The organism is Pseudomonas sp. Irchel s3h9 (assembly GCF_900187475.1).
Lineage (GTDB): Bacteria > Pseudomonadota > Gammaproteobacteria > Pseudomonadales > Pseudomonadaceae > Aquipseudomonas > Aquipseudomonas neuropathica.
Genome location: NZ_FYDH01000020.1, coordinates 1 through 21,473, shown reverse-complemented (window position 1 = coordinate 21,473; position 21,473 = coordinate 1). Strand labels below are relative to the sequence as shown.

The window sequence follows — 21,473 nt, the reverse complement described above, 5'->3', positions numbered from 1 at the left end:
GATTGAAAGCGCGGGGCCGGGCGGCCCCGCACTGGGCTCGAATAGTTGCGCGGGTTATTCGTATTGCAGGGTGAACGGCAGGGTAGCGTCGCCGCGACCGGCAACCACGGTTGCGACGTCAGCAGTGGTGACGTAGGCGGCCGAGAATTTCAGCGTGGTGTTGCTGTCCTGCAGGGTGTTTTCGATCTTCGCCGCAGCGGGCGAACTCAGATCGATCAGCGCACCGTTGGAATCGAGCAAGGCAATACCGACGTTCTTGGCCGCGCCCAGGCCGTCAATCAGCTTCAGCACTTTGGTCCCGGCAACGATGCCCGAACCCGCACCTTTGGTCGGTTCGAAGATCATCGCAACTTTGGTGCCGGCGTTGCAGTTGATCTTCATGTCGAAGTTCTCGGCGCTCAACGTGCCATTGCCTTTGGGTGCAGTGGCTGTGCCCATGTCCTTGATCGACACTTCGCCCATGGCGACCGAAATGGTTTTATTGCTGCCCGCGCCTTCAACGGAGCAGGCGTCATTGTTGATGGTGCCGGTGAAGTTGATGGTGCCGCTGCCGGCTTTGGTTGGCACGACCGGGTCAGCGGCCAGGGCGTTACCTGCGGCAGCGAACATCGAAAGGGCGAGAAGTGTTTGGGACAACTTTTTCATGTTGCTTTTTCCATTGGTGGGGTTAAAGCAACACAATAAAACGCCAATTACCGAGCGAACATCAGACGATTCCTAGATGTGCGGAAGTTGCAGAAAGGTATCCCGTACTATTAATTGAACAAGTTGCGTTCTATGCAGTAAGTCAATAACTCCTGATCGCTGCCGACTTCAAGTTTGCGCATCGCCGAGATTTTCTGCGTGCTAATAGTCTTGGCACTTCTGTTCAAGTAACGGGCAATGTCGTTGACGCCTTGGCCCTGTACGAACAAACGCAGGATTTCATGTTCCTTGGGCGATAGCCGGGTAAAACGTTCATCCAGATCGGCGCCGTCGTTCACTACGGATGTCGGCGCAGGTACCTGCCAGCGCACCGGGCTGCCCTTGGCAATCGCTTTGAGGGCAGTCTCAATTTCGTCGTGCAGCTGGTTTTTCTGAATGACCGCCAGCACGCCAAGTTCCTGCAGGCGCGTCAGGATCAGGGGGTTGGAGATCATGGTCAGCACCAATACCCGAACCCTGGGAAAGTGTCGTGTCAGGTATTCCATCAGTTTCAGGCCGTCCCCGTAAGGCGAATCGGCGGGCATGTTGAAATCGGTGATCAACAAGTCCACGGGCCGGGTTTCGAGCAGATTGATCAGTTCATTGGAGCCTACGGCTTCGCCCACCACGCGAAAGCGTTGGTCACGCTCGACCAGTTCCCGCACCCCCAGCAGCACGATGGGATGATCATCGGCAATGACAACGTTGAAGGTTTCCATGAGTGATTTATCCAGAGTGAAGTTATTCGAGGGAGTCGAGCAGATCTTGCAGCCGCGTCAGATTTTGTCGCACCGCCACGGCCAGAGCGGGCGTCACGGCCATGCCGGTCAAGCGACATTCCAGCTCGACAAACGCGCTGGCCAAGGCGTTGATCTGCACTGCCCCTAGCGCCCCCGCCATGCCGTGCAGTTGCTGCGCCACGCTGTTGGCGTCGGCCGCATCCAGTGCCGCCAGGGTGGTCTGAATATCCTGGCGCAGGGTGGTGACAAACAACTCGCGCATTTTTGCAGATAGCGACGGCGGGGTATCGATAACGGGGGCCACAGCGATTTTGCAATGTTGCTCAAGTTGCGTACGCAGGGTGGCAAGGTTCAGCGGCTTGACCATCCACGCGTTCATGCCGACGGCGGCGCAGCGTTCGCCTTCTTCGCGCAGGGCGTTGGCGGTGACGCCGATGATCGGCAGCGTTGCGTCCTGTTGGCGCACCGCTTCGGCCAGTCGGTAGCCGTTCATGACCGGCATGTTGACGTCGGTCAGCAGCAGATCGAAGCGGCCGGGCGCCCACTGCGCCAAGGCTTGTTCGCCATTCGCGGCGACGACCACCGAGCAGCCCAGAGCCTCCAGTTGCTCCTTGATGATCGCCGCGTTGATCAAGTTGTCTTCGGCCACCAGCACCTGCAGATTCAGTGGGCGGGTCTTTGCCTGCAATGCGCCTGGGCGCTGCGCATTGGCGCCGTGTTGTGCCAGATAAATAGCCCAGGCAATCGCGCGCACATCGTCGGCGTCGACCGCCCAGTCTGCACCGCTTGGCTGCGCCGGATTGGGGCCGCCCGCAATGGCGACGATCCGTGGCCCGCTCCAGTGCGGAGCGTTGTCGAGAGGCGTGAGGTCCACCAGTAGCGCCGAGAGTGGTGGCATCTCGGTCGTCACCAAGCGGCAATCCAGACCAAAACGGTTGAGCCAGGCCATCAGGTGCAGCGCCAGTTCGCTGATCGGTGCACGTACATAAACGGCGGGGCTTCCGGCCACGAAAGCGGGGCAGTCGGCCAATGCGCCCGGCTTGTTCTCCAGCGTGAGTTGCAGGGTAAAACTGCTGCCCAGTCCCGGTTCGCTGACCACGCTCAACTTCCCTAGCATCAACTCGCACAGCCATTTGCAGATGGCCAGGCCCAGACCCGCGCCGGCCTGACTGTCGGCGTCGTTGACCTGATAGAACGGGTCGAACAATTGCTGTTGCTGCGCCGGGGAAATCCCCACCCCCGAGTCGCTGACCTGCCATTGCACTTCGGCGCTGCCAGCAATGTTTTGCACCACGCGCACGCGCAGCACCACGCGACCGTTGTCGGTGAACTTGATCGCGTTGCTCAGCAGGTTGTTGAGGATCTGGCGGATGCGCAACGGATCACCGCGCAGTTGATCCGGCAAGCCCGAATCGATGCAGGCATACAGTTGCAGGCCTTTAGCGCGGGCAAATGCGCTGTAAGTACGCACGACATCTTCAGTCAGCTCCAGCGGGCAGAAGTCCTGAAGCTCAAGGGTCATTTGCCCGGCCTCGATCTTCGACACATCGAGCACATCGCTGATCAGCTTGAACAGGCTGGCGGAGGAACGCTGGATGGTGTCCAGATAATCCTGCTGGCGCGGGGCGAGCGGAGTCAGCCCGAGCAATTCGAGGGTGCCCAGCACGCCGTAGAGCGGGGTACGAATTTCATGGCTCATGGTGGCGAGGAAGCGGCTCTTGGCCTGGTTGGCCGAGTCGGCGGCATGACGGGCTTCTTCCAGGGCGGCGGCGTCTTCGATATGCCGGGTCACGTCATGCAACGCACACAACCAGGCATCCTGGCCTTGATAGCGTGTCGAGACGAAAGCCAGATGCAGATGACGCCCGTCGATCTCGAGATCGGCATGGCCGGACTCGCTGTGTGACTTGAGCAGGCTCATCAAACGGCTGCTGTCGTGCCATTGCTGGGCGCGCTGGTTTTCCAGGAGCACGTGGTGATCGCTGCGGCGAATCACACAGAGGCCGGTCGGTGCGGTGTCGATCACCGCACGGCTGAACGCCTCGCTTTCGGCGATGCTCGCGTGCGCACTTTGCGCGGGGATGATCACGCGCGCGGTGTACCAGCGATTGATGACCCGACCGCAACCGAGCAACGCCAGCACCACCGCTACGAGGCACAGCAATGGCCACAGCGCATAGCTGAGAAAACTGCGCAGGCTGATAACGTAGATCGCGGTCCAGTGCTGTGCGCCGGGGCTGCTGAGCTTGAACACCAGACCGTCGCGGCTGAAATTGATCCCCTCATCCAGTACCTGGTCGGGCCTGTGTGCGCCGGTCAAGACCACGCCGACCGGGGTGATCAAGGTGAAGTCATCGTAAATCGACCACTCCATCAATCGCTCGATGTTGTTGACCTGGGAAAGTTTCAGCAACGTGCCGAGCACAACCCAGGAATCGGCGCCCTCGATCGCCAGCGTGGGTTGGAGCAGATTGATCCTGACGTAGGCCAGCAGCGTCGGTGTTGCCTCGCTGTCCTGAGTGGACGGGTAGGGTACCCAATGCACTTGATGATCAGCGACTGATGACGGCTGCTCGCGTGCATGCTGGTTCACCTGGCTCATGACTTGGGCAAACGCGCCGATCTGCATCGGGCCGGCACCGCGCAAGCGCCCGGCGGAGGGCACGGCCACGTCGAAATTGTCGGGGCCATTGAGCAGGATCACTTGCGGCGACTGATAGTGCGAGGCCGCCCAGAACGCGCTGTAGTAGGCGGCCAGATAACTGCCCAGCGCGAAAACCTTGGGGTATTGGTCGGCGGCGATTCTGTTCGGATCGATCTTTACGCTGAACGGCAGTGAAAACGGCAAGCCGCGACCTTCATAGATATTCGGGCCTTCTTCGGGCAGCAGCTTTTGCGAATAGGTGGGCAACACCACCAAAGGGAAATATTGACCCTTGGCACTGGCCTGGGAGATATCGCGCAGAAACACTTCCTGCTCGTGGATGTTCTCCATCAATCGGGCGAAGTGAAACTGCAGGGTGTCGCGCTGCTCTTCGAGCATGCGCTGCACCCCCAGATAGCTGATGCCCAACAGCAGCAACACAAGTGCGCCGAGCAGCAGCAGACTTTTGTTCAAACGCAGCGAACTGCTGGCGAGTTTGTCCAGAAATGCATTGGTATGCGGCATTACAGCGCCTGACCAGCGGTGATGGGGCAGCCTTGGGACACAGTGACCTCGGTAGCGAGCGACGTTCAACAATAGCCACGTGCCGCTCAACAGGCGTTCGCCGGCCCGTCGTGGGTCAGCAAGTGCTGGAACTGATCGGCTGAAACGGCGTGGGAGATCAGGAAACCCTGAACCTGAGTGCAGTCGATTTTACGCAACAGAGCAAGTTCTTGTGCGGTTTCTACACCTTCGGCCACCACCGTCAGGCCCAATTGGCGACCGAGGCTGACAATGCTGGTCAGGGCTTGCGCGAGTTCGGCGTTGGCATTGCAGCCTTGTACCAGAGCACGGTCGATTTTCAGTTCGGTGAACGGCGCCGATACCAGGTTCATGTACGAGCTGTAGCCCTTGCCGAAATCGTCCTGCGACAGACCGAAACCCTTGATCCGCAAGCGGCAGGCGCCGGCGTAGAAATTGCTGATGTCGTCGGGTACCGAGCACTCCATCAATTCGAAACAGATCCGCGCGGGCAAGCCTTGATGGGCAAGCACGAAAGCGAGTATGCGGTCGGGCAGGTCGTGGCTGTTGAGCAGGTGCGTCGGCAGGTTGATCGAAACCGGAATGTCATAGCCCTGTTCGCGCCAGATGGCTTGGGCGGCAATCGCTTGTTTCAGCACGCACCAGAGCAACGGCTCTTCGAGACCGAACGCAATCAACGCCGGCAAAAATACCCCGGGCAGCAGCGTGCCATGTTCAGGATGATTCCAGCGTACCAGCGCTTCGGCGGCGACGATCCGGCCATTGTTCAAAGCCTTCTTCGGTTGAAACCAGGCTTGCAGTTCACCGTTGTCGAGGGCGTTGCAAATACTCTGGCGATCGATGCCGGGATGGATCGCCGCCGGGACGCTCTGGCGCAGCGCCTGCAATTGATCGATCAGGCAGCGCAGGGCGGCGGCATTCACCGGTTTCGAAATCAGCCCGATGACTTTCACTTGCAGGTTGCTCGCCACCAGGCTCGCGCCCATCAGCATCCGTCGTGAGGCGGCGCTCATGATCGCCAGTGCCGGGCGCGAACGTTGCGCGGCGAGGCCCTGAATGAATTGCACGCCGTCCATGCCCGGCATCAGCAGGTCGGTGAGCACCAGATCGAAGTCGCGTTGTTTCAGGCAGTCCAGCGCTTCTTCGCCGTCCTTGGCGCACGCCAGATCGAAGTCGCCCAACTCGCTGAACAGGTTCTGCAAGTACAGGTGCTGGAAGGGGTGATCTTCGACAATCAGAATGCTACAGGGCTTCATGGGCGACTCGTTCGTAGGGAGCCAGGACAGCGAACAAGGCTCGTAGCGTAAAAGGTTTGACCAGGCAGTGATTCATGCCGGCAGCCAGGCACAGCGCGTCCTCACCGCGCAGGGCGTTGGCGGTCGCGCCGATGATCGGGATGCTGCAACCGAGGCGCCGTAGGGCTTTGGCCAGTTCGTAGCCGTTGAGGCGGGGCATGTTGACGTCGGTCAGGACGATGTCGAACGCAGCGTCGGGCCAGAGCGACAAGGCCTCTTCGCCATCGCTGGCCAGCGCTACGGTGCAGCCCAGTTCTTCGAGCTGATCGCGCAGGATCAGTTGATTGATGATGTTGTCCTCGGCCACCAGGATGTGCAGGCGTAACGGGCGCAGGGCATGGGATTCAGTGTCTTGCGGGCGTTGAACGATCTGGCCGCTCTGGGCCTGGCGAACGGCGCGTTGAATCGCCAGCAGATCATTCAGATTGACCTGCCAGCCGTCGCCGCTGAACTGCGGCTCATGGGCGCCGTCACCGCTGGCCAGTACGCGCGGCCCATGCCATACGAGGTTCGGGCGCTGTCCGAAGGCTGCGGGATAGAGTTCCAGCAGCACCGCCGTCGCATCCGGCTCGATGCCATCCGGTGCGCCGATATGCGCGCGGGCGCCCCAACGCCGCAGCCAGCCGCTGATGCTGTCGGCCAGTTCGCGGATCGGTGAGACCACATAAACGATGTCCGCTGCCAATGGCGGCAAAGCGGCGGTTGGTGCGTCGCAGGAACGTTGCTCCAGCGGCACGCTGAGGGAAAAACTGCTGCCCAGGCCCGGCTCGCTGACCATGCGCAGGGTGCCATTCATCAAGTGCGTCAGCCGCAGGCAAATGGGCAGGCCGAGGCCGGTGCCGGCGACCACGTTGGTGTTGCCGGCGGTCTGGTAGAACGGCTCGAAAATAAACGCCTGATCGTCATGGGCGATGCCTTTGCCGGTGTCGGAAACCTGCCATTGCAGGCACACGCGTTCGCCTTCGCGGGCGAGCAGTTTGACCCGCAATACCACCCGCCCGGAATCGGTGAACTTGACCGCGTTGCTCAGCAGATTGTTGAGGATCTGCCGTACGCGGCTGACATCACCCAGCAGGCAATCGGGCAGTTGCGGATCGAGGCAGGCATAGAGTTGCAGGCCTTTGCTTTGCGCGGCGGCGGCATAGCCTTGCACCACTTCGTGCACCAGTCCCGGGACGGAAAACTCGCTCAGCTCCAGCGCCAGTTGTCCGGCCTCGATCTTCGATACATCGAGCACGTCGCAAATCAACTGCAGCAACGTAGCTGATGATCCTTCGATCGCGCGCAGGTAACTTTTCTGCTGAGTGTCCAGTTGCGTGCGCGCGAGCAACTCCAGGGTGCCCAGCACGCCGTAGAGCGGGGTGCGTATTTCGTGGCTCATGGTCGCCAGAAACAAAGTCTTGGCTTCGTTGGCGGCATCGGCCGATTGGCGTGCCTGTTCCAGTGCTGCTTCGATTTGTCGCCGAGCGCTGATGTCACTGAAGGCACAGAGCAAGACGTCTTCACCTTTGTAGCGGGTGGGTGAGCAGCTCAGGTACAGGTGACGACCGTCGGCGGTCTCGAAGTAGTCAGTCAGGCAGGGCGTGTTGTCGTCAAACGCATCGCGGATCCAGCCAGCCCCCAGTTGCTCGCTGCACTGGCCCAGCCATTGCCGCGCGAGGGTGTTATCCAGCACCACTTGACCGTCACTGCGGCGCAACACGCACAGCGCCACGGGGGCGGTCTGAATCACGTCGCGGCTGAACAGTTCGCTCTCCACCAGCGCCTGAATGCGCTGGATCGCCGGGGTGATGAAACGATGCTCCAGACGGCGGACCAACAGGCACACCAGGCTGATACTCAACACGCAGAACAGCAGCGCGCCGAGCATTTGCGGCCACAACGCGCGCAGCACCGCCAGCAAGTCAATGGAGTAGGTGAGCTGCCAATCCGACGATTTCAGTTGCTTGCGCAACACCAATTGCTCGGGCAACCAGCCATTGCCGACGAAGCCGAAGAAATCCTGTTGTCGCAGCAACGGCAGGTGCTGTTCTGGCGGTGGTTTGTGGCTGTTGCTGAACAGCGGTTTGCCTTGGGAGTTGAACATGGTGAACTCGCCGGCACTGTGGTCGCTAAGGGCATTGGAGACTTCACGGTCGTCCATTTCCAGACCGAGCCAGCCGGAGTGGACGTCGCGTTCATCCAGGCGGATGAAGATGTACAGCCGCGAGTGGCCGTCTGCGGCATGGGTCAGCCACAGTTCCGACAAGGTCGCCGTGAGCTTGAGCGCTTCCAGCTGATCCAGCGTGGCCTGTGGCAAACCGGCGACCAGTGGTGTCGCGTTGTATAGACGCAATACATGACCACCGTTGCTGACATACAGCAGATTGAGCTGCTTGGCTTTCAGGTAATCGCGCATGCGCTGGGTCAGCCAGATGCTCCATTGCTTGCCCGGCGTTTGCCCCAGCAGCAGACGGATTTCTTCTTCGGACACCGGCACGTTTATTTTCGCCTTGCGTGTGGCCGACAGGCTCAGGCTTTCCAGCAGTGCTTCGCGGGTGGTGAAAAAGGTATGCGCTTCGGCGATGGCGCTGCTCATGTAGCTGCGCCGTTGGGAAATCTCATTGTTGAAGGTAAACAGCAGAAAGCTGTAGACGCCGCCGAGAATGCCCACCAGCAGCACCAGGGCAAAAATGCGCAGCAGACGCCGCGCCGCATCGGGCGAGGACAGGAGCGGGCTGATCTGATGGAGGTAGTTCTTCAATCTCATCCCGGCACTCTAGGGAGGGCCGGGAGCGGGGGAAATCAGACGATCCTTAGAGTGCTACAAGTAGTTCACGACGAAGGTGACTTCGGTGTTGGCGCTGCCAGCCTTGAGTTCGCCCGTGGGCAGACGGTAGTACGCGGCGGTTAACGGGATCTTGAAATCGGTGCCGGTGGTGGTAAAGGCGTTGAACGGGTAGGTGGTATCGAAGGCGATCGGCTGCCCGACGTCGTTCATCAATTGCAGGCCGATGCCGCTGGCGGTGGAGGTGCTGTTGAGCGCGACGATGCCCTTGGTCGCGTCGATGACGGGCGTGGTGGCTTTGAGCGAATAGGTGACTTTCTTGATGCCGGTCTGGCACTGGTTCAAGGCGATATCAAAGCGCACGGTGCGGGGTCTGGCGCCCGCGTCGCTAAACTCCTGGAGTTGATAGTCATCGCCCATGGCGACCGGGACGGAAGGGGTCTGGCAGGAGGCCGCATTCAACACCAGCGCATTGGTCAAATTGAAGTTATTCAGAATCAGCTCGCCGGCTTTCAGGCTGGCCAGGTTGCCGGCCGGTATCGTGATCTGCGCCGCCAATGGGCCTGACTTGACGATTTCCAGGCGGATCGAGCCTGACATCACGCCGTAGCCTTTTGGGGCGACCGAAAAGAGCGAGGGCTCATAGCGATCCAGCATACCCATCCAGATACGGAACGACAGCCCGGTCTTGCCAAGGGGGAAGGTCCTTACGGTACCGGTCGGGGTGCCAAACGCGGGATTGACCGCTATTCCGTAGAACGAGCTCGCATTGCACGACCAACTGTGCGAGCTCGATTGCTGCGCGGTTTCCTGATAAACCACCGTGCCATCCGGTGTGTCGGCGGGGATGGTCAGGCCGCCATTGGCCAGGCTGCCGCCGTAACTGAGCGTTTGCGTGGAAGGGGAACCGTTGAAGCTACAATTCGCCGCCATCGCGTCCGCCGCGCAGGTCAGCAACGTCGCCGCGACAAGGGTGAGCAGGGGGCGCTGCAGAGTTATTCGCTTCATGAAAAGGGCTATACGTGTCGGCCAAAGAGCGGCGTACGTTAAACACGCCGTTTGCCGATGGACATCAGGCGATTCTTAGAACACGTTCCCGCGCCTGCGCAAACGCGGCGATGTATTAGACTCACCACAGCCTGAAAACCGTGCAGGTTGTGCGGCCCCCGGTTCACCAGAGAGGTCATATGGTCCGCTTGAGTATGGTCTTGCTCGGTCACGACTTTGTCCGCAAGCGCTGGTCTGCGCTGGCGCTGACGGGCATTGTCTGGGGCGCGGCCGGTGTGGGCATTTTCATTGATGCGCTGGACGGCGTTTTGTATTTCCCGCTGCATCTCTTCGGCTATCTGTTGTTGCTCGAAGCGCTGATCCTGCTGCTGGTGCCGGCACCGCAAGCCGGGACCGCTGCGGCCCTGCGCAAAGCGCGAGGTCTGGCGTTTCTCTTGCTGGGACTGCTGATCGTCGACCGGCAACATGCCGCCGGGCTGATTCTGGCGGTGCTGTTTGGTGGGGCTTTTCTGCTCGATGGCGGCTTTCGGTTGGCGGCGGCGCTGGTGGTGCGCTTTGTCGGTTGGCAGGTGTCGTTGCTGGCGGGGTTGTTCGAAATCGGCTTTGGCGTGTTTATCCTCGAGCCGTATCCGACGCTGTATAAGGGCACGGTGCCGTTTTGCATTGGCATGAGCCTTTTCCTGACCGGTTGCGCCTTGTTGCGGCAAGCCGTGCGCTTCAAAAACCAGCTGCCGCTGACGAGTCCTGCTGCAGTGAGTGCGCCGACCAGCAGCAACGCGATGGTGATTCACGTCTGGACCCCCAGTGGCACCGTCGACGACACCTTAGTGCGCAACCGCCTGCTCAACCGCTACATCGCGGCGGTCGATATCAACGGCGTGATCTCCGCCGGTCATGCGGCGCTGGAATGTGGCCCGGACATTTACATCAGCCATTACCCGCAGGACGACATCGATCGTTCGGCGGGGGATTTTGTGCGACTGCTGCGGGCGACGCCGAACAACGATGTTGCCGGCAGGTTTTTGCCGGATTATGCGGGGGAGGTGGCTGACTGGTGTCCGTCTTCGGTGCAGGTCAGTTTTGCCCACTACGACGCCCGGCGTTTGCATGCGTTCTGGACTGCGTATCGGCAGAACAGCACGTACAACCTGACCAGTCGCAATTGTTCCAGCGCCGTCGCTCATAGCCTCGAAGCGGCCCTTGAGGGAGCGATGAACCGGGGCCATTCAAGCATGCTGGATTTCGCTCGGGTCATTTTCAGCCCCGAGTTCTGGGTTGCCGCGCAAGTGCGCAAACGGGCAGAGGCGATGGCGTGGACGCCCGGACTGGTGCTCGACTATGCGCGAGCGTTGCATGCTGCCATCGAGCCCGCACCGCCGGGCTGGCACAGCATTTATGCGGTGAGCAAGCGTGCGTTTGGGTATGTGGGCGCTGCGTTGCGGGGGCGCGAGGTACATCCTGTGCAGCCGCCACCTGTGCATCCAACTGACGAATCCTGACCGACTTCACACCGAGTCGCTCCAATCGCGAGCAGGCTCACTCCTACATTTGAAATGCGTTCCCTTGTAGAAGTGAGCCTGCTCGCGATGGCGTCCGCCTGTGCAACACAAAAACCAACTCCACTGGTCAACTAATTGCAAAGCAACCTAACTATTGCGTTGACATTCGCTGCCTAGGCAGTAACATCTCGACATACATTCACTGCCTAGGCAGTTATTAGGTGAGCAAATGAAGCATTTCACCCCGGACGAATTCAAACATTGCCATCTCGGCCTGTTGCTTGGCCGTGCTGCGCTGCTCAAGGACCGGATCATTGACACCCACATGGAACCCCACGGCATCACTGCCGCGCAGTTCAAGGTGTTGATCATCATGGCCCAGTTCGGCGTCGATACCCCGGCCGAGCTGTGCCGGCATCTGTCGCTCGACAGCGGTTCGATGACACGCATGCTCGATCGTCTGGAGCAGAAAGGCTTTCTGGCTCGCCAGCGCAGCGAAGGCGATCGCCGCCAGGTGCAGCTCAAGCTGACCGAACAAGGCCAGCAACTGGCCGATCGCCTGCCGCACATCGGCGCCGACGCGATGAATGAACTGGCCGGCGCCGTCACTCCGGACGAGTTGAAGACCCTGGAATACATCCTCAAGAAAATTCTGCTGGCAGCCGGTGACCCGATCACCATCCAGCGGTTAGGTGAACACAATGAGCGGTAAAACCTTGCGCAGCAGCCTGACGCTGGTGCTGTCGGCGATGATCCTCGCCGGTTGCGCCAACTACAGCGGCCTCGACACTTCGGGCGCGAGCCTCGATGCGAAGAACCTGAAAGTCGGCCAATCTCTCAACGGCGTGACCCTGTCGCCGGCCGCGTGGCCGAAAAGCGACTGGTGGACCAGCCTCGGCGATCCGCAACTCGACGGCTTGATCCGCGAAGCCCTGCACGACAGCCCGGACATGCAAATCGCCGCAGCGCGCGCCCATCAGGCCAGCGCCGCCGCGTATGCCGCCGACGCCGAACGCTATCCGACCCTCGACGCCAGCGCCGGCATCAGCCGTTCGCGTCTGGCCAAGGATCAGGACCCGCGAGGGCAGGGCGATGCCTACGCCACCGTGCGTAACGTCAGCGCCGGTTTCAATTACAACTTCGACCTCTGGGGCGGCCAGCGTGATGCGTGGGAAGCCGCACTGGGCCAGGCTCGCGCCGCTGAGGTCGATCGTCAGGCTGCACAACTGACCCTCGCCGCCGACGTCGCTCGCGCTTACAGCGATCTCGGTCAGGCACACATCGTTTATGACCTGGCCAACGAAGACCTCAAACGCACCAAGCAGATGCTCGACCTGAGCCAGCGTCGCCTGAGTTCCGGGATCGACAGCCAGTACCAGTTCCAGCAAACCCAGAGTGTGGAAGCCAGTTCCGAAGCCAGCCTGATCGACGCAGAAAAACGCTTGAACAGCGCCAAGATCGCCTTGGCCGTACTGCTCGGCAAAGGCCCGGATCGCGGCAACGAAATTGCCCGACCGAAAGTCCTGCAAGCCAGCGCTGTCGCCGTACCGTCGGTGTTGCCGGCTGAGCTACTTGGTCGGCGCCCGGATCTGGTCGCTGCGCGCTGGCGCGTTGAAGCGGCGAGCAAAGACATCGACTCGGCGAAAACCCGCTTCTATCCCAACTTGAACCTCACGGCCTCGGCCGGCGCCGAATCCCTTTTGGGTGATGCGATGTTCGGTTCGGCCAGTCGCTTCTTCAACATTGCCCCGACCATTTCGGTGCCGATCTTCGACGGCGGACGCCTGCGCGCCAACCTCGATGCGCGCGACGCCGATTACGACCTGGCGGTGGCGCAGTACAACAAAAGTCTGGTGAAAGCACTGGGCGATGTCAGCGACACGATCAACCAGTTGCGTGACATCGGCCGGCAGATCGGTGCGCAGCAACACGCCACCGACATTGCTCAGGATTCTTACAACACCGTCGTCCAGCGTTACGGTTCCGGCATCGGCAACTACCTGGACGTGCTCAGCATCGAGCAGCAATTGCTGCAGGCCCAGCGTCAACTGGCCAACCTCAATGCCGAGCAGATCGACCTGTCGATTCAACTGATGCAAGCGCTGGGCGGCGGCTTCCAGGGTGACACCCTGACCGCAGCTAACGCCAGCCCAGCCACGCCGCACAACTAATTCAAGGTACTTGTCATGGCCACTGCCGAAAACACCCAAGCTCAAGGCAACACCCCGGACACCGGCAACCCGCGCAAACGCAAAGTTATGCTGCTGGTGCTGGCCGTTGTCGTCGCGCTCGCCTGCGCCGGCGTCTGGGCGTATCACGAATTCATCGGGCGCTTTAACGAAAGCACTGACGACGCCTACGTCAACGGCAACGTTGTCGAAATCACGCCGCTGGTGACCGGCACCGTGGTCAGCATTGGCGCGGATGACGGTGATCTGGTTCACGAAGGTCAGGTGTTGATCAACTTCGACCCGAACGACGCTGAAGTCGGCCTGCAAAGTGCCCAGGCGAAACTGGCGCGCACCGTGCGTCAGGTGCGCGGTCTGTATAGCAACGTTGATGGCATGAAAGCCCAGGTCAACGCGCAACAGGCCGAAGTGCAGAAAGCCCAGGACAACTACAACCGCCGGAAGAACCTCGCGCAGGGCGGGGCGATTTCCCAGGAAGAACTGTCCCACGCTCGCGACGACCTGACCTCGGCGCAAAACGCCCTGGCCAACGCCAAACAGCAATTGAAAACCACCAGCGCGCTGGTTGATGACACCGTGGTGTCGTCGCATCCGGACGTGATGTCGGCCGCTGCCGATCTGCGTCAGGCCTACCTGACCAATGCCCGCAGCACGTTGATCGCGCCGGTCACCGGTTACGTCGCCAAGCGCACCGTGCAACTCGGTCAGCGTGTGCAGCCGGGCACGGCGTTGATGGCGGTGATTCCGCTGGATCAGCTGTGGATTGACGCCAACTTCAAAGAAACCCAACTGCGTGACATGCGCATCGGCCAGCCGGTCGACATCGAATCCGATATCTACGGCAGCGACGTGAAATACAGCGGCACCGTCGACAGCCTTGGCGCCGGTACCGGTAGCGCGTTTGCTCTGCTGCCGGCGCAGAACGCTACCGGTAACTGGATCAAGATCGTTCAGCGTGTGCCGGTGCGGATTCACATCAACGCTGAAGAACTGGCCAAGCATCCGCTGCGCGTTGGCCTGTCGACCAATGTTGAAGTGAACCTGCACGACCAGAGCGGCCCGGTATTGGCACAGCAGCCTCCACAAAAGGCTTCGTTCAGCACCAACGTCTACGATCGCCAGCTGGCCGAAGCCGACGCGATGATTGCGCAACTGATCCACGACAACAGCGCCGCGGTCAGCAAAACCGCGCAACGCTGAATCTTTTCCTTGTGGGAGCGAGCCTGCTCGCGAAAGCGGTGGGTCATTCAGCATTTATTTGTCTGAAAGGCCGCCTTCGCGAGCAGGCTCACTCCTACAGAGAGCCCGGCGCTAATCAGGTTTCATAGGATTCACAATGAGCAATAACGCCTCTTTCACGCCGCCCAGCCTGTTGCTCAGCACCATCGGTCTGTCGCTGGCGACGTTCATGCAAGTGCTCGACACCACCATCGCCAACGTGGCGCTGCCGACCATATCCGGCAACCTCGGGGTGAGTTCGGAGCAGGGCACTTGGGTGATCACCTCGTTCGCCGTGAGCAACGCGATTGCGCTGCCGCTGACCGGTTGGCTCAGCCGCCGTTTCGGCGAGGTGAAGCTGTTTCTCTGGGCCACCATTCTGTTTGTGCTGGCCTCGTTTCTCTGCGGTATCTCAACATCGATGCCGGAACTGATCGGCTTCCGCGTGCTGCAAGGTCTGGTCGCCGGGCCGCTGTACCCGATGACGCAAACCCTGCTGATCGCGGTCTATCCGCCCGCGAAGCGAGGCATGGCCCTGGCGTTACTGGCGATGGTCACGGTGGTTGCGCCAATTGCCGGGCCGATCCTCGGTGGCTGGATTACCGACAGTTACAGCTGGCCGTGGATCTTCTTCATCAACGTGCCGATCGGCATCTTTGCGGTGATGGTAGTGCGCTCGCAACTGGCCAAACGTCCGGTGGAAACCAGCCGTCAGCCGATGGATTACGTCGGCCTGATCACGCTGATCATTGGTGTTGGCGCGTTGCAGGTGATCCTCGACAAGGGCAATGACCTGGATTGGTTCGAGTCGAACTTCATCATCATCGGCGCGGCGATTTCGGTGATCGCGCTGGCGGTGTTCGTTATCTGGGAAATGACCGACCAGCATCCGGTGGTCAACCTGCGGCTGTTCGCCTACCGCAACTTCCGCATCGGCACGCTAGTGTTGGTGCTCGGTTACGCCGGGTTCTTCGGCATCAACCTGATCCTGCCGCAGTGGTTGCAGACACAAATGGGCTACACCGCGACCTGGGCCGGTCTGGCCGTAGCGCCGATCGGCATTCTGCCGGTGCTGCTGTCGCCATTTGTCGGCAAGTACGCTAACAAGTTCGACCTGCGTTTGCTGGCCGGACTGGCGTTTCTGGCGATTGGCTTGAGTTGCTTTATGCGCGCCGGATTTACCAATGAAGTGGATTTCCAGCACATTGCGCTGGTGCAGTTGTTCATGGGCATTGGTGTGGCGCTGTTCTTTATGCCGACCTTGAGCATTCTGATGTCGGACCTGCCGCCGAGCCAGATTGCCGATGGTGCTGGTCTTGCGACTTTTCTGCGGACGTTGGGCGGTAGCTTTGCGGCGTCGCTGACCACGTGGATCTGGATTCGCCGCGCGGATCAGCATCATGCGTATATGAGTGAGAGCATCAGCACTTTCGAACCGGCGACTCGCGAGACCTTGAATCATTTGGGCGGGGCGAGCCAGTCGGCTTATGCGCAGATGGATCAGATTTTGACGAGCCAGGCGTACATGCTCTCCACCGTGGATTACTTCACGCTGCTGGGCTGGGGGTTTATGGGGTTGATTCTGATTGTGTGGCTGGCGAAGCCGCCGTTTGCTGCGAAGGCGGGGCCTGCGGCTTCAGGGCACTAAGGTCAAAAGCCCCTCACCCTAACCCTCTCCCGGGGGGAGAGGGGACTGACCGTGGTGTGCTTTCGAGGTACGCCGACCTGAGTCACCGATTTGAACTCCGGTTTGGGGAAAGCGTGATTTGAGATCGGGAGTCGAGCGCGGGTTTTGAGCTGCACTCGGTCGGCTCCCTTTCCCCCTCGCCCCCTGGGGGAGAGGGCTGGGGTGAGGGGGAAGCGATCTTCAGCCGTGCGGCAAAGCCAGCGGCGGGGCGAAGTCGAACGGCGCCAAGGCGTAACCGCTTTCATCCACCTGCAACGCCCACCCCTGACGATCCCAATCCCCCAACACAATCCGCTTCGCCGCTTGTTCACCAAGCTGCAACTTGTGAATCGCCGGGCGGTGGGTGTGGCCATGAATCAAGGTTTTCACGCCAAACGCCTGCATGATCCGCGGAATCTCTTCAGGCGTGACATCGACAATGTCATTGGCCTTCATCCGCGTCTGTGCACGGCTTTCACTGCGCAGCTTGCGCGCCAGTTTATGGCGGCTGCTCAAGGGCAGGTTACGCAGGATGAACAGCGTGATCGGATTACGCAGATAACGCCGCAGCTTCATGTAGCCGACGTCGCGGGTGCAGAGGCTATCGCCGTGCATCAACAGCACCGGCTCGCCGTAAAACTGCACGACACTCGGGTCCTTCAACAACGTACAGCCGGCCTGCTTGCAGAAGGCCTTGCCGAGCATGAAGTCGCGATTGCCGTGCATCAGAAAAATTGCCGTGCCGCTGTCGCTCAGTTCGCGCAGGGCCTGGCAGATGGAACGCTGGAAGGGCGTCATGGCGTCGTCGCCAATCCACGCCTCGAAGAAGTCGCCGAGGATGTACAGCGCACTCGCCGAGCGGGCGCGTCCGGCGAGTAAATCCAGAAACGCCCGGGTAATGTCCGGGCGCTCCTCTTCCAGATGCAAGTCTGAAATCAGCAATATCACGCTTCGATGATCTCGGCTTTCTCGATGATCACGTCGTCTGCTGGTACGTCCTGATGGCCGGCCTTGGAGGTAGTCGCCACGCCTTCGATCTTGTCGACAACGTCAGTGCCTGCAACGACTTTACCGAACACTGCATAACCCCAGCCCTGAGCGGTTTTGGCGGTGTGGTTGAGGAAACTGTTGTTGGTGGCGTTGATGAAGAATTGCGCCGATGCCGAATGCGGGTCCATGGTGCGAGCCATGGCCAGGGTGTACTTCTCGTTCTTCAGGCCGTTGTCGGCTTCGTTCTGGATGCTTGGACGCTTGTCTTTCTTTTCCTGCATGCCAGGCTGGAAACCACCGCCCTGGATCATGAAACCCTTGATCACACGGTGGAAAACCACGTTCTCGTAGTGACCGGCTTTAACATATTCGAGAAAGTTGGCAACGGTGATTGGCGCTTTTTCCGCGTCCAGTTCGATGACGATGTCGCCGAAGTTGGTGGTCAGTTTGACTTGAGTCATGATCGGTGCTCTTTTTCAATGAAGCGTTTTATAAGGAATTCGTGGGTAATGGGACATTTCGCCCCGTTACCGGTTCAGCCCGTGGGCCAAGGTGCGCAGTTTAGCGTGACAGGCGCGAATTTCGAGGCTGTTTTTCCAAATCCCTGCGATTAAATGCGCTCCTTTATAGGCCGTGCTCTGTCAGCCCCTTGACAGCATCGGCTATGATAGCGGCTTTGTTTTGTCTGGCCCCCTCTGCGGCCGCGCACATGTAAGTCAAGGATCCTATGAGCAAGCCCACTGTCGACCCTACCTCGAATGCCAAGTCCGGCCCTGCCGTGCCGGTCAATTTCCTGCGGCCGATCATCCAGGCAGACCTGGACTCGGGCAAGCACACCCAGATCGTCACCCGTTTCCCGCCGGAGCCCAACGGCTACCTGCACATCGGCCACGCCAAGTCGATCTGCGTGAACTTCGGCCTGGCCCAGGAGTTCGGCGGCGTCACGCACCTGCGTTTCGACGACACCAACCCGGCCAAGGAAGACCAGGAATACATCGACGCGATCGAAAGCGACGTCAAATGGCTGGGCTTCGAGTGGTCCGGTGAAGTGCGCTACGCCTCGCAGTATTTTGACCAGTTGCACGATTGGGCCGTCGAGCTGATCAAGGCCGGCAAGGCTTACGTCGACGACCTGACCCCTGAGCAGGCCAAGGAATACCGTGGCAGCCTGACCGAGCCGGGCAAGAACAGCCCGTTCCGCGACCGTTCGGTAGAAGAGAACCTCGACTGGTTTGCGCGTATGCGTGCCGGTGAGTTCCCGGACGGCGCCCGCGTGCTGCGCGCGAAGATCGACATGGCCTCGCCGAACATGAACCTGCGCGACCCGATCATGTATCGCATCCGTCACGCGCATCACCACCAGACTGGCGACAAGTGGTGCATCTACCCGAACTACGACTTCACCCACGGTCAGTCGGACGCCATCGAAGGCATCACCCACTCGATCTGCACCCTGGAATTCGAAAGCCATCGTCCGCTGTACGAGTGGTTCCTCGACGCACTGCCAGTGCCGGCGCACCCGCGTCAGTACGAGTTCAGCCGTCTGAACCTCAACTACACCATCACCAGCAAGCGCAAGCTCAAGCAACTGGTCGATGAAAAGCACGTCAATGGCTGGGACGATCCGCGCATGTCCACGCTGTCGGGCTTCCGCCGCCGTGGCTACACGCCGAAATCGATCCGCAACTTCTGCGAAATGATCGGCACCAACCGTTCCGACGGCGTGGTCGACTTCGGCATGCTCGAATTCAGCATCCGTGACGACCTCGACCAGACCGCGCCACGCGCCATGTGCGTACTGCGTCCGCTGAAAGTCGTCATCACCAATTACCCGGAAGGCCAGGTCGAGAACCTCGAACTGCCGCGCCACCCGAAAGAAGACATGGGCGTACGCGCGCTGCCATTCGCCCGGGAAATCTACATCGACCGTGACGACTTCATGGAAGAGCCGCCGAAGGGCTACAAGCGCCTGGAACCGGCCGGTGAAGTGCGTCTGCGCGGCAGCTACGTGATCCGTGCCGACGAAGCGATCAAGGACGCCGATGGCAACATCGTCGAACTGCGTTGCTCGTACGACCCGGAAACCCTCGGCAAGAACCCTGAAGGCCGCAAGGTCAAAGGCGTGATCCACTGGGTGCCGGCCGCGGCCAGCGTCGAGTGCGAAGTGCGTCTGTACGATCGTCTGTTCCGTTCGGCCAACCCTGAGAAGGCTGAAGACAGCGCGAGTTTCCTCGACAACATCAACCCTGATTCGCTGCAGGTACTCACCGGTTGTCGTGCTGAGCCATCGCTTGGCAATGCACAGCCGGAAGACCGTTTCCAGTTCGAGCGCGAAGGTTACTTCGTTGCGGATTTGAAGGACTCGAAACCAGGTCAGCCGGTATTCAACCGTACCGTGACCCTGCGTGATTCGTGGGGCCAGTGATTCAGCGTCAAGGGAAATAACGTGCTAACGATCTACAACACGCTCACCAAGAGCAAAGAAGTCTTCAAGCCGCTGGATGGCAACAAGGTGCGCATGTACGTCTGCGGGATGACCGTGTACGACTACTGCCACCTTGGCCACGGCCGCAGCATGGTCGCGTTCGACCTGGTGACCCGCTGGTTGCGGTTCAGCGGTTACGACCTGACCTACGTGCGCAACATCACCGACATCGACGACAAGATCATCAACCGGGCCAACGAGAACGGTGAATCGTTCGAAGCGTTGACCGAGCGCATGATCGCGGCGATGCACGAAGACGAAGCGCGCCTGAACATCAAGAAGCCGGACATGGAACCGCGCGCCACGGATCACATTCCGGGCATGCACGCGATGATCCAGACCTTGATCGACAAGGGTTACGCCTACGCCCCGGGCAACGGTGACGTGTACTACCGCGTCGCCAAGTTCATGGGCTACGGCAAGCTGTCGCGCAAGAAAATCGAAGACCTGCGCATCGGCGCGCGCATCGAAGTCGACGAGTCGAAACAGGACCCGCTGGATTTCGTGCTGTGGAAAGCCGCCAAGCCGGGCGAGCCAAGCTGGGAATCGCCGTGGGGCGCCGGGCGTCCGGGCTGGCACATCGAGTGCTCGGTGATGTCCACCTGCTGCCTCGGCGAGACGTTCGACATTCATGGCGGCGGCAGCGACCTCGAGTTCCCGCACCACGAAAACGAAATCGCCCAGAGCGAAGCGGCCACCGGCAAGACCTACGCCAACGCGTGGATGCATTGCGGCATGATTCGCATCAATGGCGAGAAGATGTCCAAGTCCTTGAACAACTTCTTCACCATTCGCGACGTGCTGGAAAAGTATCACCCGGAAGTCGTGCGTTACCTGCTGGTGTCGAGCCACTACCGTAGCGCGATCAACTATTCGGAAGACAACCTCAAGGACGCCAAAGGCGCCCTCGAGCGTTTCTACCACGCGTTGAAAGGCCTGCCGACTGTGGCGCCGGCGGGCGGCGAAGCCTTCGTCGAGCGTTTCACCACGGTGATGAACGACGACTTCGGCACGCCGGAAGCCTGCGCCGTGCTGTTTGAGATGGTGCGTGAGATCAACCGTCTGCGTGAGAGCGATCTTGATGCAGCGGCAGGTCTGGCGGCGCGTCTGAAAGAGCTGGCGAGCGTGTTGGGTGTGTTGCAGTTGGAGGCGGATGACTTCCTGCAGGCGGGCGCTGAAGGGCGTGTCGATGCGGCAGAGGTTGATGCACTGATTGCGGCGCGTCTGGCGGCGCGGGCCGGGAAGGATTGGGCTGAGTCGGATCGGATTCGTGATCAGCTGACGGCGATGGGTGTTGTGCTGGAAGACGGCAAGGGTGGGACTACCTGGCGTCTGGCTGACTGAGATCAGGAACGCGGAGCGTCCCAGGCTGCATTCCCACGCGGAGCGTGGGAACGATCAACAAAACCCGCCTTGTGCGGGTTTTTGTTTGGCCGCCAGAAAAGCCCCTCACCCTAACCCTCTCCCAGAGGGAGAGGGGACCGAATGGGGGATGTTTAGGAAATACGCCGACTTGAACGTGCTGCTTTGAATCCATAATCGACTGTTTTTTTCAGGTCGATGCACAACGCCAGACACTTCGGTCAGCTCCCTCTCCCCCTGGGAGTGTATGTACCGGAGACATGGTGGACACATGTTCGGAGACATGGTGGACGGTTTTAGATCTTCTTACCTGCCGTCACGATCTGCAAGTTCAAGTCGATTCGGGCGATACGATGTCTACTCCAGTAGACATCGTGGATGCC

The 21,473-nt window shown here is 60.3% G+C and carries 15 protein-coding genes; 7 read left to right on the top strand and 8 right to left on the bottom strand.

Translation table 11 applies throughout. The features are described from left to right. Positions 1–54: 54 nt before the first annotated feature. The 6 genes from CKW26_RS26600 to CKW26_RS26575 form a co-directional block, all read right to left on the bottom strand. Positions 55–645, bottom strand: a complete 591-nt coding sequence (locus CKW26_RS26600; RefSeq protein ID WP_095050773.1) for a fimbrial protein — start codon at positions 643–645, stop codon at positions 55–57. 110 nt (positions 646–755) lie between these two features. Continuing rightward, the gene (locus CKW26_RS26595; RefSeq protein WP_095050772.1) at positions 756–1,403 is read right to left on the bottom strand and encodes a response regulator; all 648 of its coding nucleotides are present in this window, start codon (positions 1,401–1,403) and stop codon (positions 756–758) included. 22 nt (positions 1,404–1,425) lie between these two features. Next, positions 1,426–4,593, bottom strand: a complete 3,168-nt coding sequence (locus CKW26_RS26590; RefSeq protein WP_095050771.1) for a hybrid sensor histidine kinase/response regulator — start codon at positions 4,591–4,593, stop codon at positions 1,426–1,428. A gap of 86 nt (positions 4,594–4,679) precedes the next feature. Continuing rightward, complete coding sequence (locus CKW26_RS26585; protein WP_095050770.1) at positions 4,680–5,867, bottom strand: EAL domain-containing protein; 1,188 nt, start codon at positions 5,865–5,867, stop codon at positions 4,680–4,682. After that, positions 5,854–8,655 (bottom strand): ATP-binding protein, encoded by a 2,802-nt coding sequence (locus tag CKW26_RS26580; RefSeq protein ID WP_095050769.1) that lies wholly within the window; start codon positions 8,653–8,655, stop codon positions 5,854–5,856. The genes CKW26_RS26585 and CKW26_RS26580 overlap by 14 nt, the downstream gene beginning before the upstream one ends. Positions 8,656–8,709: 54 nt before the next feature. Continuing rightward, complete coding sequence (locus tag CKW26_RS26575; RefSeq protein WP_095050768.1) at positions 8,710–9,681, bottom strand: fimbrial protein; 972 nt, start codon at positions 9,679–9,681, stop codon at positions 8,710–8,712. Positions 9,682–9,860: 179 nt separating this feature from the next. On the opposite strand from CKW26_RS26575, the gene CKW26_RS26570 reads away from it, so the two are divergent. The 5 genes from CKW26_RS26570 (at position 9,861) to CKW26_RS26550 (ending at position 16,235) form a co-directional block, all read left to right on the top strand. Then, positions 9,861–11,180 (top strand): hypothetical protein, encoded by a 1,320-nt coding sequence (locus CKW26_RS26570; protein ID WP_095050767.1) that lies wholly within the window; start codon positions 9,861–9,863, stop codon positions 11,178–11,180. Between the two features lie 229 nt (positions 11,181–11,409). Beyond that, positions 11,410–11,892: a MarR family winged helix-turn-helix transcriptional regulator gene (locus tag CKW26_RS26565; protein ID WP_077573642.1), complete on the top strand. Its 483-nt coding sequence runs from the start codon at positions 11,410–11,412 to the stop codon at positions 11,890–11,892. Beyond that, positions 11,882–13,351, top strand: coding sequence for an efflux transporter outer membrane subunit (locus tag CKW26_RS26560; RefSeq protein WP_095050766.1), 1,470 nt, complete (start codon positions 11,882–11,884; stop codon positions 13,349–13,351). The genes CKW26_RS26565 and CKW26_RS26560 overlap by 11 nt, the downstream gene beginning before the upstream one ends. A 15-nt stretch (positions 13,352–13,366) precedes the next feature. Continuing rightward, on the top strand, positions 13,367–14,569 hold the full coding sequence (locus tag CKW26_RS26555) for an efflux RND transporter periplasmic adaptor subunit (RefSeq protein ID WP_008082123.1): 1,203 nt from the start codon (positions 13,367–13,369) through the stop codon (positions 14,567–14,569). 136 nt (positions 14,570–14,705) lie between these two features. Continuing rightward, positions 14,706–16,235, top strand: coding sequence for a DHA2 family efflux MFS transporter permease subunit (locus CKW26_RS26550; RefSeq protein WP_095050765.1), 1,530 nt, complete (start codon positions 14,706–14,708; stop codon positions 16,233–16,235). Between the two features lie 219 nt (positions 16,236–16,454). Here CKW26_RS26550 and lpxH read toward each other — a convergent pair whose 3' ends face one another. Both lpxH and CKW26_RS26540 read right to left on the bottom strand, forming a co-directional pair. After that, complete coding sequence (lpxH, locus tag CKW26_RS26545) at positions 16,455–17,201, bottom strand: UDP-2,3-diacylglucosamine diphosphatase (RefSeq protein ID WP_095050764.1); 747 nt, start codon at positions 17,199–17,201, stop codon at positions 16,455–16,457. Further along, positions 17,198–17,704, bottom strand: a complete 507-nt coding sequence (locus CKW26_RS26540) for a peptidylprolyl isomerase (protein ID WP_095050763.1) — start codon at positions 17,702–17,704, stop codon at positions 17,198–17,200. Before CKW26_RS26540 ends, lpxH begins: the two co-directional genes overlap by 4 nt. Before the next feature lie 266 nt (positions 17,705–17,970). Between CKW26_RS26540 and CKW26_RS26535 the strand changes: the two genes are divergently transcribed. Together CKW26_RS26535 and cysS are read left to right on the top strand one after the other, a co-directional pair. Further along, the gene (locus tag CKW26_RS26535) at positions 17,971–19,668 is read left to right on the top strand and encodes a glutamine--tRNA ligase/YqeY domain fusion protein (protein ID WP_016986557.1); all 1,698 of its coding nucleotides are present in this window, start codon (positions 17,971–17,973) and stop codon (positions 19,666–19,668) included. A gap of 21 nt (positions 19,669–19,689) precedes the next feature. After that, positions 19,690–21,072 (top strand): cysteine--tRNA ligase, encoded by a 1,383-nt coding sequence (gene cysS, locus CKW26_RS26530; RefSeq protein WP_016986558.1) that lies wholly within the window; start codon positions 19,690–19,692, stop codon positions 21,070–21,072. The last annotated feature ends 401 nt before the right edge of the window (positions 21,073–21,473 follow it).

What these genes read in the sequence shown, in the direction of transcription:
- CKW26_RS26600 (WP_095050773.1), bottom strand. Translation starts at nt 645, where the DNA reads ATGAAAAAGTTGTCCCAAACACTTCTCGCCCTTTCGATGTTCGCTGCC.
- CKW26_RS26595 (WP_095050772.1), bottom strand. Translation starts at nt 1,403, where the DNA reads ATGGAAACCTTCAACGTTGTCATTGCCGATGATCATCCCATCGTGCTG.
- CKW26_RS26590 (WP_095050771.1), bottom strand. Translation starts at nt 4,593, where the DNA reads ATGCCGCATACCAATGCATTTCTGGACAAACTCGCCAGCAGTTCGCTG.
- CKW26_RS26585 (WP_095050770.1), bottom strand. Translation starts at nt 5,867, where the DNA reads ATGAAGCCCTGTAGCATTCTGATTGTCGAAGATCACCCCTTCCAGCAC.
- CKW26_RS26580 (WP_095050769.1), bottom strand. Translation starts at nt 8,655, where the DNA reads ATGAGATTGAAGAACTACCTCCATCAGATCAGCCCGCTCCTGTCCTCG.
- CKW26_RS26575 (WP_095050768.1), bottom strand. Translation starts at nt 9,681, where the DNA reads ATGAAGCGAATAACTCTGCAGCGCCCCCTGCTCACCCTTGTCGCGGCG.
- CKW26_RS26570 (WP_095050767.1), top strand. Translation starts at nt 9,861, where the DNA reads ATGGTCCGCTTGAGTATGGTCTTGCTCGGTCACGACTTTGTCCGCAAG.
- CKW26_RS26565 (WP_077573642.1), top strand. Translation starts at nt 11,410, where the DNA reads ATGAAGCATTTCACCCCGGACGAATTCAAACATTGCCATCTCGGCCTG.
- CKW26_RS26560 (WP_095050766.1), top strand. Translation starts at nt 11,882, where the DNA reads ATGAGCGGTAAAACCTTGCGCAGCAGCCTGACGCTGGTGCTGTCGGCG.
- CKW26_RS26555 (WP_008082123.1), top strand. Translation starts at nt 13,367, where the DNA reads ATGGCCACTGCCGAAAACACCCAAGCTCAAGGCAACACCCCGGACACC.
- CKW26_RS26550 (WP_095050765.1), top strand. Translation starts at nt 14,706, where the DNA reads ATGAGCAATAACGCCTCTTTCACGCCGCCCAGCCTGTTGCTCAGCACC.
- CKW26_RS26540 (WP_095050763.1), bottom strand. Translation starts at nt 17,704, where the DNA reads ATGACTCAAGTCAAACTGACCACCAACTTCGGCGACATCGTCATCGAA.
- CKW26_RS26535 (WP_016986557.1), top strand. Translation starts at nt 17,971, where the DNA reads ATGAGCAAGCCCACTGTCGACCCTACCTCGAATGCCAAGTCCGGCCCT.